Raw genomic sequence first — 20,797 nt, 5'->3', positions numbered from 1 at the left:
AGGAGGGAGCTAAATGCCAACACTAGATGATTTGAAATTATCATTACGCTTAGATGGTGATGCTGATGACGAACTTCTAAAAGGTTACCTAAATACGGCTGAAAGCTATATCAAGCAGGCGATCGGCACAGAATTAGATAGTTTCTATGAAGATGCCAGTGTGGTTGATTTATTTACCACCGCCGTGATGGCATTGGCCTCAGCCTACTATAACTATCGGAGTTCGTTAGTTCCGACCACGGCAATTAGTATTAATCTACCGGTTGATTCGATCATTGGGCAACTGAGAGGGCTCTATGATCTGAAAATGGAGGCGATCACTGATGACCAAAGCAATTAATCCTTCACGAATGACGTTCCGCATCTCCTTTGGTCATGATGCTGATACTGGCGAGGTTAATCCGAATACTGGCACGCCAATTCAACAATTTTCAGCAGATTTCAGCTGTTGGGCGGGCCAGTGGTCGTTGAATGTGCAACAGCAATTAACCATAGCCGGAGCTGGGATCACTAATGCAGTGGTCTTTTTTATTCGCCATAATCCGGCCGTTAACGAGACGCTGCAAGTTCAGTGCGGATCTGATCTGTACAAGATTGACAGTATTGCGGCGGATGACGGCTTACAAAATGAGGGCTTTGATTTAATCACGTGCCATCGGGTGGTGACTAAGCATGGTTAGTCACATTAGCAATGAAACATCTTTTGACCACTTGCTAGACGATCTTGCAGATGGGTTTGGACGTAAAGAACGGTTTCAAGCCAACAAAGCTGGGGCAAAAAAATTCACCCAAATTATGAAGCCCAAAGTTCCTTATCGATTTAATTTGCGTAAGGGAGAAACAGCCCATCTGCGCGATTCCCTGCTTAATGTGGAACATGCGAATGGGTCGGTCGATGTTGGTTTTACTAAGAAAAGCATGAAGGGTTACGTGGCTAGAATCATCAATGATGGTTGGATTCCGAAGCCACCAGGCGGCCGTGCTAAGCAATCAAATTATGATCCGGTAGCTGGAAAGCATTTTTGGGAAGCAACGCAACGTGAAGCTAAAGGAGAAGTTGGCAAGGCTGTAGCTGCTTCGTTAAAAGCAACAATGGATAGGAAGGTGCATAGCCAGTGACGTTAGCCAGTGAGATTCGTCAGGTAATTGTTAATTCTATTGAAAAACTACCAAACGTTAGTAGTGACCAGATTCATACATTCGGAATTAAAGCCAATGATTGGACGGACGATAAGCCCGTCTTTTTAATTACAGAAATTTCAAACAATGAATCTGGATATGGTGATAATGAGGCTACTTATCTACAGCAGCAAGCTCAGGTGCAGATTTACTATCCAAAAGATTATGCCGGTGATATAGACGACTTAGAAAATCAGCTAAAACAAGTAATGCGTTCAGATCATTATTACTGCTTTGACGATAATGGTCATATTTTGACCCCAGATGATGGTCAATTGATGGCAACTTTAAAATTCAACCACAAAAAATAAAGGAGAGATATTTAACATGGCAAAAGCAAAAGACGGCGGGTATGTAGGTGTTTCCTATGCTCGCTTTGCATTATTAGATGCTACGGCTGGCAAAGCGTTAACTTCTGGGATTCCAGGTGCTGATGCTAATGGCATTTACAAGGTTACGACATCTAAAGATGGTGGTGTTGCTAGTGCGGTCCTATCCGGATTGGCACCTTCTGTTACCCGCATTTGGGGGAACAACTCTGTTGCCGATATTTCAGTCGGCAAGGCTCAACCAAGTGTTGCATTGACAATTAACTTCTTAGCTCATGATGTGCTGGCAGCTATTTTGGGACGGGAAGCTGACGGTAAAGGTGGTTACGATCTCGAAGGTCACCCAGTCGATGTAGCGGTAGAAATCGTTTCAGAAACAGTTGCTGGTGGTGGTATTCACTTCGGATTCTACGACGGATACGTCACTGCTGGTGATTTATCACTAGGGACTAACAACGAAAACGAAACACGAGTCAACGATGCACTCACTTTCACGCCATTTGCTAATGACGACAATCATGTTGGCAAAATTTACTACGATGGTGAGACTGGATTTGATCAAAGTGTTATTGATAAAGAAATTTTTGGTGTAACACCGGCGAGTAGTCCAACCAACGGTTAATTCTGTTAGCACGGATTTAAGCCATGTAACTGTTAATGCTAAGTAACTAAATAGTAGTCGCCTAAGAAAGCTAACAATACCGAATGGGGCGGCTTTTTTTATTATGAAAGGAAATATTTATGATTGAATACATTGAATTTTCAGCTCCTGAAATCGGACTAAACGAAACGAAAAAAATCAAGCCTAGCAATCGTAATATGCGCAAGATTTGGAACTTACAACTGATTCAAGCCAAAGCATTTTCAAATGAAGACAAGGAACCGCAAACATTTGATGATCTACAAAAAGAACATGATCAAGCAATCGAATTATTAGATAAGACAGAAGAATTTTTGACAACCACTTTAGGCCTTAACAAAAAGCAGCAAGATCGATTAGAAGATTTAACCAATGATGAAATTGGCGAGCTTTCAGGTCGTTTGCAATACGCTTTGTCGGACATTAACCCAAATGCCGAAGATACAGACAAGGAGGACGAACCGGACCCAAAATTAGACGGCGAAAACGCATCCGAGAGTTAGAAAATCAAATTGAAGACTTTGATTACTATGCGCAGCAACTGATGATCAATAAGGGAATGTCCCCTGATGAGTTCGACGATGCTAATTTCCATCGGATGCAAGAAATTCTTCAAGCCCGCGATCCTGACGAACGGCCAGAAGACCCAATGGAAATGCTTAAGAGGTTAGGAATCACCCCAGGAAACATGTAGGAAAGGAGGAGCAATGGTGGAAGAAATTCAGGGATATAAGTTTGGCATCGATCTTGATGACGGCGGTATGACACGCTCCCTAAAGGAGATACGTAACGAAGCCAAGCTATTAAAGACGGCTATGAAGTCTAACTTTACTGAAATAAAGTCAGGCGGTGATGCCATGAAGGCTTATGCCGGCAAAGTGGCTGATGCGAAACGGGCTATCTCCGGTCAAGAGGCAGTTATTAAAAAACTGCGAGAGCAACAAAAAGGCCTAGATATGGACACCGAAAAGGGACGTTCAGCCTATGTGCGCTATGAGAATCAGATTAAGCGAGCAAAAACTGAGATTAGCAATTTGTCGGCGCAACAGGAACGCGCTAAGAAATCTACTGAACTTTTTAAATCTGGTGTTCTTGACGTTCAGCGTAGTACCCAATTGGCAACGCAAGCCAGCAAAGCATTTGTAGAACGACTACAGGCTGAAGGGCGTACGGCTGACGCAGTTACCGCTAAGCATAAGGGACTACAAGAATCTTATTCTGGCATGAACAAACAGCTGGCTATCGAAAAGCAACGGCTTAATCAGGTGGCGGAAGCTAGCGGAAAAAGCTCTGATGAGTACCGCAAGCAGTCCATTCGGGTCAATGAACTAGGCACTAAGCTGGCTCACACTAAGACGGAGCTAGCAGACGTTCGGCGCCAAGATAACGCACTTCATCCGACAGGAATTAACCGGTTGATTGCTGCTACTGATCGTGCTAACCATAAGACAGAAAAAGCTGACCATTTGTTTGGCAAGATATTCGGAGCACACTTATTGGCTAGCGGTGTCATTAACGCATGGCAGTCATTGACTAACCATATTAGTGAAGCCGTTAAAGCGGGTGCTGATTATGAAAAAGAACAGCAAAAAATGCAGGCTACTTGGCTAACCTTGACAGGGACAGCAAAAAAATCTGATTCGATGGTTAAAACAATCAATGAATTGTCAGTCAAGACAGGTCAGGCCGTGGACGTTGTTAATGAGTTAGAACAAGGGTTCTATCATTTGCATTCCAGCAAAAAAGAATCTGATGAGCTAACTAAATCGATGTTAAACATGTCTGATGCCGTTGGATTGAACAGTCAGCAAATTCAAGCAGTTACACAAGACATGGTCAACGGCTTATCCCGTGGTAAGGCTAATGCCGGCATGCTTAACCAAATTAGCCAATATTTCCCGATGTTCCGGGAACAATTGGCAAAGTATGAAACACAAGTTCATCACGGAAAGAAAGTCACTGTAGCAGATTTAGCTGCCATGGCAAAGTCCGGTAAAATTTCAGCTAATGACATTGAAAAAACATTCAATCAATTAGGATCTGGAAAGTATGATAAAGCTGCGGACAATATGCTTAAAACGATGGTGGGCATGGAACGAACTATCAAAGCACGTGTGCCCGCGTTATTAGGTGATATGGAGAAGCCAATTATGACGGCCAAGAATCCGTTATATGCGGCGGTGGCTAAATGGGTTTCTGATCCGCGAACGGACAAAGAATTCACTAAAGTGGGTCGGTCTGCTAGTCAAGGAATCAACACGATTACAAAGGCATTTGCACAAGCGTTCGGTATTAAATCAGCCCCGCAAGCTATGAATCGTGCGATGAACTCATTGGCTAAGGGAGTTACTGATGCCTCAAAGTCAATTGCCAAAAATGCTCCTGAAATCAAAGATTTATTGGTAACTCTTAAGAGTTTAGGCGGAATTGGTTTTAAGACGCTGATTGATTCGTTAAAAATTGCCAATTTTCTATTGAAGCCATTTGTTAAGCTGATCGGTGGTAATGCCGACACGTTCGCTAAATTTGCCGCAACTTGGTTTGTTGCTAGTAAGGGGCTTAAGGCTTTCAACAAAGGGCTGAGGACCGTTCAAGGATTTAAGGATATTTTTGGCAAAGCTGCTGAAATATTTGGCTTAAAAAAGGAAAAAGCTGCTATTGATGAAGAGACAGCCGCGCTAAATCGTAATAGCCGAGCCCGCCAAGAAAATGCTGATACAAGCGTTGGTGGAAGCACTGGCACTGGCAAAGTGTCCAAAGCTGAGAACGCTATTGAAGACGTGACAGAATCAGCAGGCGGAGGCGTTGGCAAGGAAGCAAAAGAGCTTACTCGTGTTGAAAAATATGGTTCCAAGACTAAGGGGCTTAGTCGCTTAACTTCTAAACTACATGGATTCGGTGAGCTCGGGAACGTTACTAAAGCTGGTAAAGTGCTTGCTGGATCAGTTGGCCTATTTGACGTTTTAAATGCCGGAACCGATCTAATTGGCACTACTAAGAAAACTGCTGGGTCACATGTTGGTGCAGCTGGCGGATCACTTGGTGGCACGGCTGCTGGTGCAGCTATTGGGACAATGATTGCTCCCGGAATTGGTACGGCCATTGGTGCTGGTCTTGGTGGGATTGCCGGTGAGGGCATCGGTCGCAAGTTAGGTAAAGCTATTCAAAAAGGGTTATCATTCCAAAAAATACATGTTCCTAAGCTATCTGATGGTTCTGCTTTTGACAAACTAACTAAGACTGCAAAAAGCCATTATAAAGGATTAGTTGACCAAGATACCAAGAATCTTAAGCTGCTGTATAAGAATGGCGACATTACAAAATCCGAATATCAGAAGCGTCTTGCTATCATTCAAAAAAACGAGTCCAAAATGACTCGCTTATCTTCCATGTCTGAAAAAGATCGTAATGCCATTACAAAGTATTATGCACAGTCACGTCAATCACTTACCGAAAAGTGGAATCGCAAGATTCTGGCTGACCAGAAAAAGTATGGCAAAAACTCTAAGGAAGTTGCCAAAGACGAAGCAGCGAAAAAGAAATCTTTGCAAAAACAGGAACTTAAATTTGCCACATCGGTAACTGCTAAAGAAGCACGGCTTCATACGACACTTGATGGAAAAATTAAGCTTTCTGCTAATAAGCAAGAGTCAATCATTAAAAAGCTGACCAAAGAAAAAGGCAAGCTGTCTAAAAAGCAACTAGAACAGGCCTTGATTGATTCTAATAAGGAGCGCAAAACCGTTTCTGCTAACGCCAACAAGCAGTATAAAACTTCTGTTCGGGCTGCTTATAAGAAGTATGCCGAAACCGTTAAGGCTGCCAAAGATGAATACAAGGGTAATTCTAGCTACGCCAAGAAGCAACGGGCGGCAATTGAGAAACATGCACACGCTCAACGTGACCATGCCATTGCAGCTGCGGAGAAGCAACGCCACGATACCGTTAAAAAAGCTGATGATCAGTATAATAAAACGGTTGATTATGCGCATAAGCAAAATAAAGGTGTTACTAAGCAGTCGGCCAATCAATATCAAAATACCAAAGAAAATAATAGAAAAACGAAAGACAATTATTATTCAACTTGGCATGGTATCTGGAAGACCGTTGGCAACTGGGTTGGAAAGCTAATTGGTGGGCTAAACAAGGGTGCTGTTAAGGGGCAGAACCAAGTGTTCAAACAATATGGCGGTACTAATACGTTAGCCCCAATCACGGCTTCTTACTATGCAACTGGTACCGGTGTATTGGGTGGCCTGCGCCGTGCGATCACTAAGCCTACGCTAGCTGTTCTCAATGATGGACATGACTCACCAGAAACAGGTAACCAGGAGGCCGTTTTGCACCCAGATGGGGGCGCGGAACTAATTCACGGGAGTAACACCATGAAGGTTCTAGAACCCGGTGCAGAAGTTCTTAACGCATCTGAAACTAAGCTGATGAGTCAGCTGGGATTAATGCACTTTGCGTCCGGTACGGGATTCCTCAGTGGTCTGTTTAAGTCAGTAGGTAAGGTTGGCAGCTTCTTTAAAAATGCGTTTGGTTCCTTGAAAGACAAACTAAAAGCCATTACAGGTTTTACTAGTAATGCTACTAAGAGTTTCAATTCAACCTTTAACCCAGACTTTAGCGGTCTAAAAGGTGGCGTTGCCAAGGGATATGCACACCTTGCCAACCACAAGGTCAAGAATCAAGGCCAAAAATGGTGGTCAGCGGCATGGAATGTAATTAATGACGCTGCTAGTGCCAGTGGCGGTGGTGGCCCTGTGGCACACACGCCCGGCTCCGGGTGGCATATCACGTCCGGGTTCGGCTATCGTGGGGCCACTAGTGGCGGAATGTCTGTTCATGATGGTGTCGATTTCTCTGGCGGCAAGGTTGTACATGCCCTAGAAGATGCCGTGGTTACAGAAGCCGGTCCGGGCCGGTGGCTAGGCAACAATGGTGTTGGCGAAATCATCGGTACTAAAGGCGGACGCTTGCGCCTGATTTATCAAGAACTCAATGGCAAGAATGCTCATGGTGCTGACTTGCTTGTGCATGCAGGCGACCATGTCAAACGTGGGCAAGCCATCGCTAAGCTAGGCCCTAGTGGTACTCACGTGCATATTGGAGCAACTACAGAGGGACTGTGGGATCATGGTGGTTCGTCCACTAAGGGCTGGTTGGATGTCACTAAACTTCACGGCAGTTATGGTAACAAGGCAGCAAAAAAGATCACCAGTGGGCTTACCAAGTTTGCCACGAAGCAACTCAAAGGTTCCGGTGTTCTGTCTTGGGTTAAGAAGTTTTTGGAGCCTTTAACCGAGGCAGCCGATAGTTCTGGTAGTGGGGATAGTCCCGCACCAACTGGGAGCCACAAGCACTGGTTGAAGCAAGCAGGGATTCCAGAAAGCCAGTTTGGCATGTACAACTATATTGTGAGTCATGAGTCTGGGTGGAACCCAAAAGCTCGTAATTCCAGTGGTGCTTATGGCTTGCCCCAGTCCTTGCCAGCTAACAAGATGGCAAGCGCTGGATCGGATTGGCGAACTAACCCCATCACCCAGCTAAAATGGATGAAGGGCTATGTCAAAAAGTATGGCGGAATTAATGGTGCTTACAAGTTCTGGCAATCTCACCATTGGTATGCCAACGGCGGATTAAGCCAAAGAGAAAAGTTGGCCCATATTTCCGAGGGAAACATGCCTGAAATGGTCATTCCACTGTCTAAGCTGAAGTCTTCAAGAGGCTACGAGCTTCTGGGTAAAACGGCGGCTATTATGGCTAAGCGAGATCACTTAGAGGTGCAATCCAGTAACGACAACAAAAGCTCAGATAAGTTGATGGACAAGTTAGATCAAGTCATTGGGCTTATGCAAAGCTTGCTCGTTGGTCAACAGAACCCAACACCGGCTGTCGTATCTGCTAACGATATCTACAGTGGGTATAACCAAGTAAAAACGAAAAAGAGTCTAAGCAAAAATCTAGGAAGGGGATATGTAAATGGTATTCAGTAGAACAGCCATGGTAGATACATTTGATTATGCGTTTTCTGAAGATGGTTCGGATGGGTTTAACAGTTTCAAAGACTTAGAAATTCTAGTTAACCACGTTTCGAAGCCGATTGCTCCCACCATCACTGAATCCTTCCAAGACGTCCCTGGTAGATATGGGGGCGTTTTTTTAGGGAATTCATACGGAGAAAAAGAGATTGATATTCCAATTACAATCATGGCTAGCAGCCGTGATGAGTACAACCGTAAGATGGACAACCTATCTAAAGCCATCATTAATACGCATGACGATGCCGATACTCAGTACCCGTTACGGTTCAATGACCAGCCAGAGGTAGTCTATTATGGTCACTTTACAGCCATTCCTACCCCAACCTTTATCAATGAAGGGGTACAGGACTGTACAACTACGCTTACCTTCATGCTGGCTGACCCACGGGGGTTTCTACCTCAACGGGACATTAAGATTACCAGTAATGAACAGATTATCAGTCCAGCTGGTAATACCGCCGTTCAACCAGTTATCCATATCATTCCCAAGACTGACCTGTACTACTTCGGTTACACATTGGGAGACCAATATGTAGCAGTTGGGTACCATGTTGACGATGGTTCAACGGTTACTGATGCTGGTGGCAATGTCACTAGCTTAACGCCTCACCAAGAATTACAAGTACACGACCCTTGTAACTCAATGAGCACATGGTTTCAAGCTGGTACCGATACCCAAGCAATTAAGGTATACCGTGGGGAAAATGATGGTAAAGCAACCGCTACAGCAACGTCTTTAATGGTCGCTAAGGATAGTAAAGGCCATTACAACTGGGGTACAGTCGGCAAGCACAAGGACTTCTACGGCCCCGTTATTATCCACCAAGGTATTCCCAAGATTAGCAATTACTGGAAGGTATCCATGCGGTTCCACCATATCAAGCGGATGGAAAATGAACGGGCCATGGGTAAGGTTGAAGGCTATCTGCTGGATTCTAATGGCAATGTTTGTGGACGAATGGGGATTACTGATTATGCACAAGGCCGGTACCCCCGTGGTTACATTCAACTGGGGAGTTCATTTAATGCCACCAAGGATAGGGGCAAGTACCTCACCCTTCTATATAACGAGGGTGGACGCAAAACTAATGGGCAAAATCATCATGATATAAAGGTCCATTTAACTAAAACGGTGAAAGGAAAATCCACTTCTAAGGCTAAGACCAAAGCTAAATCAGCCAGAATGTATCAAGCCACCCTTAAGCGGGAATCCTTCAAGGCCAAAGCTAAGAAGAAAAAGAAAAAGAAAAAGAAGGCAACTAAGAAGGTTACTAAGAGGAAGTCCGGTGGTAAGCGTAAGTCTACCAAGGTTTCTAAGCCAAAAGTTAGGACTAAGTCCAAAACTATTAAGACTTATGTCATGGAGACCACGTATATGAACAAGGATGCTTATTCAAACTTCTTCGGTGAGTTCTCATTGGAACGCCAAAAGAAAACTATTGGCGGAAAAGTCTATGACAACTGGGTGGCCGAGATTAACGAATATAATCCTAAAACTGGGGTTGTTTTCTCAAAAAATACTGAGGGTAAGGTTCACATTCATACTGAAAAGTTAGATAAGTCGGGCAAGTTTGGCTTTGCCTTGGCTAACGTAGCCGCAACCTTTATGAAACATGATATTAAGGAAGACTTGGTTAAACCACCAGTTGGATATTATTCTGACTTTGAAACGCTAACCGACCTCAAAATATACACTTCTGATGGATCAGATGACCCCGATGACATTCCCCATGTAATTGCCCACGCCGGTGAAGAAATTATCATAGATTCCGCTGATAACGCGGTTACCGTGGCTGGTAGAAATGTCGATAAGTATGTGTCATGGCTATCTACCTTCCCTTCAATTGAAGGTGATGTTAGCCAAGAGATGCACTTCACTCCTGACCCAGCAAACGCAGATATAACGTTGGAGTACAAGCCAGCGGTTAAATAGAAAGGAGCTAAGACGTGTGTACGTCATTCTTGATAAGAACCTCAAACGAGTCGCCACCTTAGATACGGCGACTGATACGAATATATTCTGGGGTGAGACTATTCAGCAACAACTTGCCGATGATAATAGCTCAAACGACAGCATTGCCGAAGCCAGTCTAGCTAATACCTCTGACCCCAACGCTAACAGCAAGTCATGGAATGATACCTTTACCGGTCTCACCATGGTAGCAGACAGTCCAGCGGCTCAATACCTGAGAGTAGGCAATCACTTAGCGGCTTATGACCAAGCGAATGACCGCTGGAGAGTGTACCGGATATATACCGTTGATGAAACCATGGACAATACCTCTGGAACTAACCTTATCTCAGCTGATGCCATTAACCTCTTAATCTGGCGACTGGGGAAGACAATTCCCACTAAGAAAGAGATTAAAGAGTGCTCATTACCAGCCGCTATGCACTGGATAATTGCTGGTACCGGGATAACACTGGTTGATAATGCAACCTCTGGACTACTTTCAGATTTTTCCATTGATGGTGAGAGTTCATCTCAAACTTTGCTTCAAACAATCCTGACGACCTACGATTGTGAAGCTGATGGGTACGTAAAATTAGATAGTTCTGGAATTGTGGTTGATACCATTCTGGAATTGTCCGATCAACGGGGACAGAACACCGGTAGACGTATCACTTATGGTGACAACATGCTTAGTATTAAGCGAGAGACAGTTGATACTACCTTGATTACCAAGTTGTATGTCTATGGTTCCGGTGGAGCTTCAATCAGTACCGCTAAAGGTAACGGTGGTCGTAATTTTGTCACTGATTCCTCTGCTAACGCCCTGTACAACAATGATGCCAACACTTGGCTGGAAGGCAGTATTACCAGTTCTACGGTAAGTGAACCCGATGCCTTACTATCGTTGGGATTGAAGACGTTACGACTGTATAATCACCCACGGGTCAATTATTCCGTTGATGTAACGTCAGATTTTGATGCCCAATTAGGCGATACCATTAAAGTAATCGACCTGACTATGAGTCCAGTATTAACCTTGCAAGCCAGAGTTATTCAACGGACAACTTCCGAGAGTGATCCAACTCAAAACAAGGTAGTTATCGGGGAATTTTCAACGGTTACAGTTGTTACTCCCAATTTCATTAAAAATATGGAACAGCGGTGGAACGACCACGTAAAAAAGCTGTTTGAAGATGCCAAAAAGAACCAAAATGCTGCTAGTATCAGCCTAATAACCCCACTGGGTCAATCATGGACGAATACTGATACCAGTAAGCGAGTCATTGCCCGATTGTTCATTGAAGGGGAAAATGTTACGTCCTTCTTATCAGCCGCGGCTTTCAACTGGGAGTATATTCAACAAGATGGTACCCATAATCTGAATTGGGAGAGTCAGCACTCAAAAGACGGCTATGAAGTCACCATTACCCCACCATTTGTCGGTAGCTTAGTGGTATCAATTGATGATGCCTTCGTGAAGGACGAGTCAGAAATGTGGATAGACACTGGATCCAACGCTGATGGTACCTTCAAAAAGTTGTGGGAGACTACCGATGGTAATCCTGATGAGTTCGGCAATAATCATGTTGGGGCATTGCAATTCTCGTACGTTATGAGCAATGGTGAGGTACTCGCCAGCTATGCGTACAAAGGAAAGCAAAATCAGTCCAATTTAAGTGATTGCCAGTTCTTACATTGGAGTTCTAAGGGTGTACTAATGGATTCCATGATCGTTCAAGGCGGCCAACATGGCGCTTCCTTCGGATATGATGAAGTAAACAACCTTATCTACTCCCAGATTAAGGATTTAAGTGGTGGTAAAAATTGGCTGGCAACCTTCCCATACACGCCTCATGCTGTAATTAATAGCGATTCCAGTACCGTGACTAAGTGGTGTGAGATGGAAACATATGTCCGGCCTAACGTTGACCTAACCAATGGATTATGGATTGGTAGTCAGATGGACGGCACGGTTGAAGTATGTAAAATATCTGACTTAAAAGCTGGCAATTACTTCCCAATTATCCGATTCAAATTGCAGGACTTCGGCTGGAATCCGGTACCAAGTGGGGTCACCAACAATGGCAAGTATAATACGATTCAAGCTAATTCAATTTCATATCCGTACGCCTTCTTTACAGCAGGAGACGTCAACAATAAGGATGACCGACTAGTAATGTGTATCAATCTCATTACCCAGTCAGTCATTTTTAATTACCAGATTGAACCCTCACAGGATATTCAGCTGACTGTACCGATTGAGTATGGTGGTCACTTTGAACCAGAAGGGATATACCCGGACTTAGCTCATGACCAGCTAATGATTGGCTTCAACGTCAGTGAGTACCGAGATGCGGCTCATAATGTCATGATTAGTCACTCTGGCTTATGGTCAATTCCAATCGGTATCCGCGATGATAGCAAGGACTTATCCATCGCGTACCCAGCCGAAGATGAAGGAGAAAACACCGAGGTAGAAGAACCAGTGGTAATCCCTAATGATAATGACGATTCAGATAGTGCCAGTGATGACGATTCTGCTTTCAACATTGATGACGGTGAGACTTATCAGGAGGTGGTCGAAGGATGATTATTGCAACAGGTTCAGTCGATATTAACGAAGCAACTAAGTTAGCCCAACAAGCCTCAGATAGCGCCGATGATTTAGCCGAAAAGATTAAAAACCTCAAGACTTCTCTTGACGGAACAATTATCGAATCAACCAACACCCCATTCGATGATGGTGAAGAACATAACGATGGCGATATGTGGCTGGTAATGAGTGGTGATGTCGCAACTAGTATGTATATCTATTCTGGTGGTAGTTGGACACTTAAAAAGTGGGACGTAACTAGTCTTGCGGTTGAATATCTGTCAGCCCTATCAGCCAACTTAGGTAACGTTCAAGCTGGGAATATTAATGGAGTCAATATCTCCGGGAGTACCATTAATGGTGGCACGATTAGTATTGATTCGGGAATAGACAAGTTCACGATGAATAATGATGGATTTGAAGCTAGTAACCTGATTAGTGGGTATACAACTGATGTCTACGGCGGATTGATTACGCTATCTAAAGGTAACACCGGAGTTATCTCCCTAGACACTTCTAATGGAATTAATAGCAAAGGATTATCTATTAGCGGACACACCATAGCATGTGATGATAGTGGTGCCTTATACCTTGAAAAGCAAGGTGGAGGTGGAAGTGTAACAGATATCCATGCCGCTGATGTTTATTCAAATGGTACCAAGTTGAAGTCCGCCTTATCTGCTAAGCGAGATGTGACAGATTATTCTCCAGATGAAGCCTTATCTGCTGTCATGAATACTGATGTAAAAAAATGGAGGTACAAGGATTCCGATAACTCTGCTGATTCCCAGCATATTGGACCGATTATTGATGATGTTAATTCAATTGGTAAAAAGTCTGCAAGTATTGCTAACGATATGATTAGCACGGATGAAAACGGGAATTACTTCTTAAACGAGTCCAATACCATTTCAATTTTATTGGCGGCCTTAAAGAAGTCCAACCAGCGAATAGATGAGCTCAGCTACCGAATCGCACAATTAGAAAGGAAGAATGCTCAATGATTACAAGTTTGGATGTCAAACAGAACTCAGATAACACCACTCACGTTGTCTACACGGTTGTTTTCAACGGTACCAACCACCAAGCCTACGGTAACTTTGATGCTACGGCTGATGAAGCTTCATCAGCCTTCTCTGGGTCAACCAAGGAAGATATGTGGGCTGGGTTCAAGAAATTGGTGCTAACCCGGTTGAAAACTGAAGCTACGAATGCCCTAGGAGGCGGTATTAGTGAGTAAAGAACTTTACTTTACCGATGGCAACAATGAGGTTAAATACCTCGATACCACAGCCAGCTTCAATCTGGCGATTACCCAAGATGGTTCAGCATTCGACTTAACTAATGCCACGGCCATTGATGTAAAGGTTGCTAACGACACCGGTTATGTATTCACTAAGTCGATTGATATGGCTACAATTAAGCAACCATTAGCCGGATTGATTACCATGCCAGTTGATGCCGAAGTTATGAACGCCTTAGTACCCGATGATTACACAATTGAAGTGTGGGTGACCTTATCCAGCCTGATTACCCCGGGTAGTCAAGAAGGATTAACTGATACTGGTTCAACCACGACTACTGCTACCCCAACGACTACTACTACCTCATCAACAACAACCAATACGACTACGTACAACGCCATCTTCCCAAGCGATGACCCACAAGGATTCACCATTACTGAGAATGTGATGAGCGATTCTGGGGACGTTATCCCGGTTATGAGTTTGGACGATTTCCAACAGGAATTTGACCAGCTTAAAACTGACTTAACTAATCAAGTTTCCACGTTGCAAGGTCCAAAAGGTGATACCGGACAAGGACTAGAGATTAAAGGTAAAGTTAACACTACTTCCCAGCTTCCAGCAACGGCTAGTGAAGGTGATGGTTATTTAGTTAACGAGGAATTGTATGTCTGGACAAATGGGGCTTGGAAAGATTGCGGATCACTACAAGGTCCTCAAGGTATTCCAGGAAAAACTGGTACAGGCGTTTCATCGACGACTATTCAATATCAAATTGCAAATAGCGCAACAACAACACCAACCGGAACCTGGTCAAATAGTTTAATCGCAACTACGCAAGTTAATCCATTTTTATGGACGCAAGTAACCTTAAATTATGATGATGGAACTTCGAAGTCATTCTATCTCGTATCGTCAAAAGGTAACAAGGGTGACACTGGTGCAACAGGTGCTACTGGTCCAGTTGGTCCACAAGGTCCTGTTGGTGCTGGATTGGTTGTAAAAGGCACAGTAAGCAATGCTTCCCAATTACCAACAACTGGTAATCAAGAAGGGTACTGTTATTTTGTTGGAACAGATTTGTACGTTTGGGATGCTGGAGCATGGAAAAATTGCGGTAATGTAAGTCCTGATTTAAGTAATTATGTAACTGTTACTGATTTGAACAATGGACTTAGCACTAAAGTTACTGATAACAAAAATGGCACAATTGAAGTTAATGGCAGCTCTATTACACCTGCTGATGATTCCAAAGTTTTACATTCAACTGTAACTGACTTAAAGTCAACTGATATGAATACTGTTATCACTGCTGGGTTTTATATGTTACGTAGTGGAACTAATGGAATACCAAGTGGAGATGGCCATACTATTTATCAGGTAATTCCTTATTATTTGTCAAATGGGGTTCAACTTGCATACGGAACAAATAATAGCATTTTAGGAATGCGTTCTTGGCATTCATATAATAATTTTACTAGTTGGGTTCAGTTTGCTGATGACAGCAAGGTAGTTCATGACAATCATGATGGAACCATTAGCATAAATGGAGATTCTTTTACTCCGGCAGTGTTAGATTCTGCGCTAAACAAAAATTCTCAGCCAATTAATACAGATGTAGATACTTTGGCTAAACCCGGATTATATTATGTTTCTGGAAGCGCTCCTAACAATCCTTTTAAAGCGCTTATGATGCTGGAAACTAGAATTCAATATGATTGGAGCCTATTTAGAGGATTTCAGATTGCATATGAAATAGGAGGAGCTTCCTCAAGAATGGCAGTCAGAAGTATATACCCAGATGGTAACATCACAAGTGTCGGTCATGATGCGTTACCGTGGGTGCTTTTATCTGACGATTCCAAAGTTGCCCACCTATCTGGAGCTAACAACTTTGATACCGTTCCAACTGTCAACAATAATCCGTTACTTCTCGCAAGCAGTTTGCCATCTGACCTAGCACGAACAGGTTCAGACCAAGAGTTTACGGGTAAAAATACTTTTGATGCAGCACCAATTGATAAAACTACGGGTAATCCATATATCACAAAAGATGGGGTACCTGCTGTTCCATCAACGCTTGCCGATACTACTAAGCTATCTAACTTTACTGCCGGATTGCAAAGTAATGGTACAGCAGTAGCTACAAAATCAGATGTTACAACCGCAATCAGCACCGCTACGGCTAACATGGTTGACTCTACTAAAGCCACAAACTTTACTGCGGGATTACAGGTAAAGGGGGTTGATGTCGCAACCGCGGCTGATTTGAAAAGCGTTGAAGACCAAGCTTGGCGTAGATTAGCCGACAATTACATTACTTTGTCATCAGGAACTTTAAATTCTAACTATTTTTTGTATAAAATTGATTCTGATAAAAAGTATTTGTATGTACTAGGTGGAATAGTAGTCAATGGGAGTTCTGTAGTAACTGTGACGATAGATTTTAGCTGGTTGGTTAAAAACGTTAAACTTGATTCTAATAGTTATTTACAATATTACGGAAATATCCCCTTAAATAGATATAATAGTTCTGTAACAGGAAATAAGTTAATATTTACAACTAATAGTAGCTATGGAACTAGCTCGTTTAGTATATCCAGTAACGCACCACACGTGATTTATGATGAATTAGTTTAGAAAGGAACGATTACATGTTTATTTATATCACTTATGATACAGATGGTTTCATCACAGCGTACCAGAATGCCGAAGCAGACGGGTACACGAAGGTGTTCATTCTTGATTCATGGATTACCCAGTTTGTACAGCATTCCGACAAGTTCCGGTACGATACGGATAAAAAGGTGGTACTCAATCCGGGTAACTTGCCAGAATTATCCCTTGATGAGTTAAATACCAAGTATTCTGATGTGTTGAAGACTAGTCAGGAAGCGGTTAACTCAGCCACTACCTTAGCACAACAGCAAACGGTATCCGCCACCAGTATCAATCAATTACAGAAGTCAATTACAGCACTTGCACTCAGCCAATCAGCAAAGGGGACGGCATAATGGTTCAAATTTATAAATGGGCATATCAAGATTGGAAGACAATTACCAAGGAAACGTTAGCAACAGTCGTTGGATTACCAGACGGGATTACCGCTGAAGATTACAAAGCTATCACCGGCGAAGCATATGTAGCACCAACTCAAGCAACGACAACTCAATCAACGACAACAAGCACCACTAACTAGCAGTTACTCAGCCAGTTAGTCAGTGCTTTTAATTTACGCAAAATTAGGAGGATAAAAAATGTTCAAAGAAATTACAGATGTGTTCAATTGGCTTAATAATGCGGGAGTATTTGCCTTCTTACTAGTGTTAATTCCCGCTGTTTACAAGCTAGTAAAGCCACTCTTAACTCGTAAGGTACAGACGGAAAAGAACGTTCATGTCAAGCAAGGATTAGAAGTTGGCTTAAACTTGGCTAACACGATTGTACCTGAAATGGCAGTCATGGCTGGCTTATCTCTGTCTGATCGCAAGAAGGAAGCAATCCGCTTCGTTAATGCTCAATTAACGGCCAACGGCTTTGACTTAGATGTTCAAACTATCTCAGGATTAGTTGAGAAGGCTTATCAAGCTTACAAGGTAGCCGGTGGGGATAATCATGCCCCAATCTCTGTACCAGCAACAACGGAGGTCATTACCCCATCAGAAGGGACTGATAGCAATGACTAAAAAGATTGTTGACCTGTCATCATACCAAGCCGATTCCTTAGCTTACATGAAACAGCTCAAAGGTTGGGGCGCTGATGGGATTATGGTCAAGTTGACTGAAGGAACTGGCTATCTCAGTCCCAAGGCTGGCAACCAGATTGCCAATGGATTCAAAGTATTCAATACCGTAGGGGTTTACCACTTCTTTCATGGTCGGGGAACGGCTGAAGCTCAATACTTTCTGGCTTGGGTGAAGAAGATGGGATTAGATAAGTCCACGGTACTTGCAATCGATGTTGAAGCACCCGACTTACACTATTCCACAACCAGCCAGGTTAACGTATTCCTTCGGTATCTGATTAGTCACGGGTACAAGAATGTGATTACGTACGGATCGGGTAGCTGGTTCAATGCTGGCCGAATTAATCGTTCCCAACTGGTAGATAAAGCAATCTGGGTTGCGGCTTATGGTGTCAGTCAACCGGGAGTAGCTAATGCCAACGCTTGGCAATATACCGACAACTGGCACGGGGTAGATTGCAGTTATGATTTCGATGGTAAGCTTTCAGGTAAGGCTACCAAGGTAACCCATAAGAAAGCCTCATACTGGGCTGATAACGGCCTATACGAAGTGATTACCCGTAAGGTTAATGTGTATGGTAAGCCAGCCCTAGACAAGGCTAATAAGCGCCGTGTTCACTTTACTAAGGGCAGTACCATCTACGGTAAGGCCGTCAAGTATGGCAAAGTGTATCGAATTAAGACTGACGTTGGCTATATCTCAGCTAACAAGGACTATGTAAAGCTGGTCAGAAAGTCGGGTGACCAGTAATGACCTTTGATCGTTGGATTGAATTAATCACCTTGGCTTTGGCTGTAGTCGCGGGTATCTATGCAGCGTTGATGGTGGTCATGAAGCCTTTCACGGATAGGCTCCAAGACATTGCTCAAAGTATGAAGGATAGTAGCCAGCGGATTGAGCGTCTGTTTGATTCGCAAAATACGCTGCGTCAAGATTTTATCGCTAGCAGAAGTGAGCACAAAGTTATCAACGAACGCTTAGACAATGTCGAAGGCGATGTACGTGAATTGAAAAATAAATAGTGCTAGGATTAAGTTAATCCTCCAAAGTTGACACAACCGAAAAGCCACTCATCTCATCACGAGGTGGGTGGCTTTTTTTGTGTGCATTCTGCTTCATTTAAACGGACAAGTATACGTCTAAAAGATGAACGTGTCGTCTGAGAGCGCGATATTATTTTCCCCTAGTTCGGGCGTCTCTACTCTCCAGAATATCTAATTGAAAAGTAAATTTTTGCTTGTCTTCAGCGTCTAAAGAATCAATGAGATAGTCTAATGCGTTATCATGCAATGGGCTTTTTGACGCTGATAGTTTGATCTGAGACATCTTCATCAAATATAATAGTTGCTCGTTTTTTATTCATCAAAGCACCTAGAATTTTTGTAATTTAAAATAAATAATTTATTTTTTATTTTAAATTATTTATTATCTTCGTCAAACTCGCCTGAATTGATAGCGTATTTAAGCATAGAGTCAATAACATCAACTATCTTAGCTTCCTTATGATAGGCTATATCTTTAATCATTTTATACGTACCTTCACGTACTTGTACGGGCCTAGTGACTTCTTTTTTTTGTTTAAATGGGCTTTCATTGTCGCCTAGTTGTTGGTTAGCTTGTTTTGCTAATTTGCCTAAAAAATCATTAGCCATTTTCCATTTCTCCAATCCGTTTTAGTTGTTCTTTTAGTACCATATCGTACATTCCAATTGCTCGTTTATCCCAGTGGTCTTCATTTTTGATGCCTTCGTTTGAAAACAGCTTAACTCGTTCCTGCTGCCAAATTCTGTTGGAAAATACAGCGTCTCCAAATGAATCTATGGCAGCTTGTGTTATTTCTTTATCAACTTTGGCATCTTTTTTAACAAGATAAAGAATTACACCAGCAACGTTAAAAGATGCTTGATAATCACTTTTTAGTTGAAACATATACTGCGCAGTTTTAAGGACAGATGTGTAAGCTTGCTTTTGAGTTTGCAATACTAACGATATATAGTCACTAGCTAAGATTGCGTTATTGGTAAAAATGGAGAGTGTTGGTGGAACATCAATAATAATGTAGTCAAATTGTTCTTTAAAGCTCTTGATCAGCTCGCTTAATATAAGCATGCGGTCATGAGACTTAATTTTTTCAGCTTTGCCAGGCCATAAACTTAGTTCCCAATCAGCTGGAATTATTGAGATATTATCGGTTAGAGTAACTACTGATTTACTTAGATCAAAATTTAATAGTCCGTTGTAAAGAGACACAGCCGGTTCAATTTCTTTGTTAAATGTGGCTTTCATAATTTCGGTAGCGTTTGCCTGTGGGTCGAGGTCAATCAGCAAAACTTTGTTTTTGTTGGCACCTAATAAATATGTGTTCATGACGCTTAGTGTAGTCTTGCCTACGCCACCTTTAAAGTTAAAATGTAACAATGTTTTAGCTCTCATAGTATATCCTCCAATGACGCAATGATAACACAATAATAAGATAATTTAAAATAAATAATATGTAATTTAAAATAAATAATTTATTATTTATAATTTATTAGAAGTTTGACAAACTATCGATTCAGGGTTACCATTACTTCGTGTACATCAATAAATAATAAGTCTAATAAATTATATACAAAAAAACACCCACCAATGGGAGTTGGTGAGCGCCACAAAAAAGTCATCTAAGTTACTGACTATTATATCATGGCCGGTGCGATTTTTAAAGCCCTAGGGGACAAGCTGGGGTCTAAATCCAAGGGGACACGTTTGCCAGTGCGACTTCAATAAGTCTGGCTATACCACAACAAGGTCATCTGTACGGCTGGGTGGTGAATGGTGAGCGCGACCATTAACGGCGCGGGTGGTAAAACGAAGCTTCGGCTTGGTGCCATTGATTAGTTGGTGATCGAACAAACATAAATACGTATCGTCAACGCCTACTAGGGCGTTTTTTAGTAGGCTAAACCGAAAACGTAGGTTTATAATGGATGGTGGTAGCAATACCGCAATTGTACAGACAAGCGACGGGCGTTAACGACCGACGAACTAAGGGGAAACCTTAGCGTAGAATTGTACTCTGGTTCAG

The 20,797-nt window shown here is 42.7% G+C and carries 21 protein-coding genes; 18 read left to right on the top strand and 3 right to left on the bottom strand.

Annotated elements, in window-relative coordinates:
• The first annotated feature begins 13 nt into the window (after positions 1 to 13).
• The 18 genes from ACKTSF_RS12045 to ACKTSF_RS11960 all read left to right on the top strand — a co-directional run bounded on the left by ACKTSF_RS12045 (position 14) and on the right by ACKTSF_RS11960 (position 18,755).
• A complete protein-coding gene (locus ACKTSF_RS12045; RefSeq protein WP_407889759.1) occupies positions 14 to 340 on the top strand; it encodes a head-tail connector protein in 327 nt (108 codons plus the stop codon).
• On the top strand, positions 324 to 680 hold the full coding sequence (locus ACKTSF_RS12040; RefSeq protein WP_407889757.1) for a phage head closure protein: 357 nt from the start codon (positions 324 to 326) through the stop codon (positions 678 to 680). The genes ACKTSF_RS12045 and ACKTSF_RS12040 overlap by 17 nt, the downstream gene beginning before the upstream one ends.
• The gene (locus ACKTSF_RS12035) at positions 673 to 1,119 is read left to right on the top strand and encodes a phage tail protein (protein ID WP_407889755.1); all 447 of its coding nucleotides are present in this window, start codon (positions 673 to 675) and stop codon (positions 1,117 to 1,119) included. The genes ACKTSF_RS12040 and ACKTSF_RS12035 overlap by 8 nt, the downstream gene beginning before the upstream one ends.
• Entirely contained in the window at positions 1,116 to 1,490 is a 375-nt protein-coding gene (locus ACKTSF_RS12030) for a DUF806 family protein (protein WP_407889753.1), read from the top strand. The genes ACKTSF_RS12035 and ACKTSF_RS12030 overlap by 4 nt, the downstream gene beginning before the upstream one ends.
• Positions 1,491 to 1,506: 16 nt before the next feature.
• Positions 1,507 to 2,130, top strand: a complete 624-nt coding sequence (locus ACKTSF_RS12025; RefSeq protein WP_407889751.1) for a phage tail protein — start codon at positions 1,507 to 1,509, stop codon at positions 2,128 to 2,130.
• A gap of 119 nt (positions 2,131 to 2,249) precedes the next feature.
• A complete protein-coding gene (locus ACKTSF_RS12020; protein ID WP_407889750.1) occupies positions 2,250 to 2,651 on the top strand; it encodes a phage tail tube assembly chaperone in 402 nt (133 codons plus the stop codon).
• A gap of 41 nt (positions 2,652 to 2,692) precedes the next feature.
• Positions 2,693 to 2,842, top strand: coding sequence for a hypothetical protein (locus tag ACKTSF_RS12015; protein ID WP_156405762.1), 150 nt, complete (start codon positions 2,693 to 2,695; stop codon positions 2,840 to 2,842).
• Positions 2,843 to 2,858: 16 nt separating this feature from the next.
• The gene (locus tag ACKTSF_RS12010) at positions 2,859 to 8,147 is read left to right on the top strand and encodes an aggregation-promoting factor C-terminal-like domain-containing protein (RefSeq protein ID WP_407889748.1); all 5,289 of its coding nucleotides are present in this window, start codon (positions 2,859 to 2,861) and stop codon (positions 8,145 to 8,147) included.
• A complete protein-coding gene (locus ACKTSF_RS12005) occupies positions 8,134 to 10,128 on the top strand; it encodes a distal tail protein Dit (RefSeq protein WP_407889746.1) in 1,995 nt (664 codons plus the stop codon). The genes ACKTSF_RS12010 and ACKTSF_RS12005 overlap by 14 nt, the downstream gene beginning before the upstream one ends.
• Before the next feature lie 16 nt (positions 10,129 to 10,144).
• Positions 10,145 to 12,739, top strand: coding sequence for a phage tail spike protein (locus ACKTSF_RS12000; protein ID WP_407889744.1), 2,595 nt, complete (start codon positions 10,145 to 10,147; stop codon positions 12,737 to 12,739).
• Positions 12,736 to 13,746 carry a tail fiber domain-containing protein gene (locus ACKTSF_RS11995; protein WP_407889742.1) on the top strand — a complete coding sequence of 337 codons (1,011 nt, stop codon included), beginning with the start codon at positions 12,736 to 12,738 and terminating at the stop codon, positions 13,744 to 13,746. Before ACKTSF_RS12000 ends, ACKTSF_RS11995 begins: the two co-directional genes overlap by 4 nt.
• Positions 13,743 to 13,982 (top strand): hypothetical protein, encoded by a 240-nt coding sequence (locus ACKTSF_RS11990; RefSeq protein WP_407889740.1) that lies wholly within the window; start codon positions 13,743 to 13,745, stop codon positions 13,980 to 13,982. Before ACKTSF_RS11995 ends, ACKTSF_RS11990 begins: the two co-directional genes overlap by 4 nt.
• Complete coding sequence (locus ACKTSF_RS11985) at positions 13,975 to 16,626, top strand: hypothetical protein (protein WP_407889738.1); 2,652 nt, start codon at positions 13,975 to 13,977, stop codon at positions 16,624 to 16,626. Before ACKTSF_RS11990 ends, ACKTSF_RS11985 begins: the two co-directional genes overlap by 8 nt.
• 14 nt (positions 16,627 to 16,640) lie before the next feature.
• Entirely contained in the window at positions 16,641 to 17,000 is a 360-nt protein-coding gene (locus tag ACKTSF_RS11980; RefSeq protein WP_407889736.1) for a hypothetical protein, read from the top strand.
• The gene (locus ACKTSF_RS11975) at positions 17,000 to 17,185 is read left to right on the top strand and encodes an XkdX family protein (protein ID WP_407889734.1); all 186 of its coding nucleotides are present in this window, start codon (positions 17,000 to 17,002) and stop codon (positions 17,183 to 17,185) included. The genes ACKTSF_RS11980 and ACKTSF_RS11975 overlap by 1 nt, the downstream gene beginning before the upstream one ends.
• 58 nt (positions 17,186 to 17,243) lie before the next feature.
• Complete coding sequence (locus ACKTSF_RS11970) at positions 17,244 to 17,672, top strand: hypothetical protein (RefSeq protein WP_407889732.1); 429 nt, start codon at positions 17,244 to 17,246, stop codon at positions 17,670 to 17,672.
• The gene (locus ACKTSF_RS11965; RefSeq protein WP_407889730.1) at positions 17,665 to 18,483 is read left to right on the top strand and encodes a GH25 family lysozyme; all 819 of its coding nucleotides are present in this window, start codon (positions 17,665 to 17,667) and stop codon (positions 18,481 to 18,483) included. Before ACKTSF_RS11970 ends, ACKTSF_RS11965 begins: the two co-directional genes overlap by 8 nt.
• Positions 18,483 to 18,755: a hypothetical protein gene (locus tag ACKTSF_RS11960; protein ID WP_267668862.1), complete on the top strand. Its 273-nt coding sequence runs from the start codon at positions 18,483 to 18,485 to the stop codon at positions 18,753 to 18,755. Before ACKTSF_RS11965 ends, ACKTSF_RS11960 begins: the two co-directional genes overlap by 1 nt.
• A gap of 151 nt (positions 18,756 to 18,906) precedes the next feature.
• On the opposite strand, the gene ACKTSF_RS11955 is transcribed toward ACKTSF_RS11960, so the two are convergent.
• From ACKTSF_RS11955 to ACKTSF_RS11945, 3 genes are all read right to left on the bottom strand, one after another.
• On the bottom strand, positions 18,907 to 19,059 hold the full coding sequence (locus ACKTSF_RS11955) for a DUF5388 domain-containing protein (protein ID WP_407889728.1): 153 nt from the start codon (positions 19,057 to 19,059) through the stop codon (positions 18,907 to 18,909).
• 92 nt (positions 19,060 to 19,151) lie between these two features.
• A complete protein-coding gene (locus tag ACKTSF_RS11950; protein WP_125765999.1) occupies positions 19,152 to 19,385 on the bottom strand; it encodes a hypothetical protein in 234 nt (77 codons plus the stop codon).
• The gene (locus tag ACKTSF_RS11945) at positions 19,378 to 20,166 is read right to left on the bottom strand and encodes a ParA family protein (protein WP_125765998.1); all 789 of its coding nucleotides are present in this window, start codon (positions 20,164 to 20,166) and stop codon (positions 19,378 to 19,380) included. Before ACKTSF_RS11945 ends, ACKTSF_RS11950 begins: the two co-directional genes overlap by 8 nt.
• Positions 20,167 to 20,797 lie beyond the last annotated feature (631 nt).

The sequence above is a fragment of the Levilactobacillus muriae genome (assembly GCF_045862015.1).
Classification (GTDB): domain Bacteria; phylum Bacillota; class Bacilli; order Lactobacillales; family Lactobacillaceae; genus Levilactobacillus; species Levilactobacillus muriae.
Note: the sequence above shows the minus strand (reverse complement) of the source record. Positions and strands in the feature narration are given on the sequence as shown.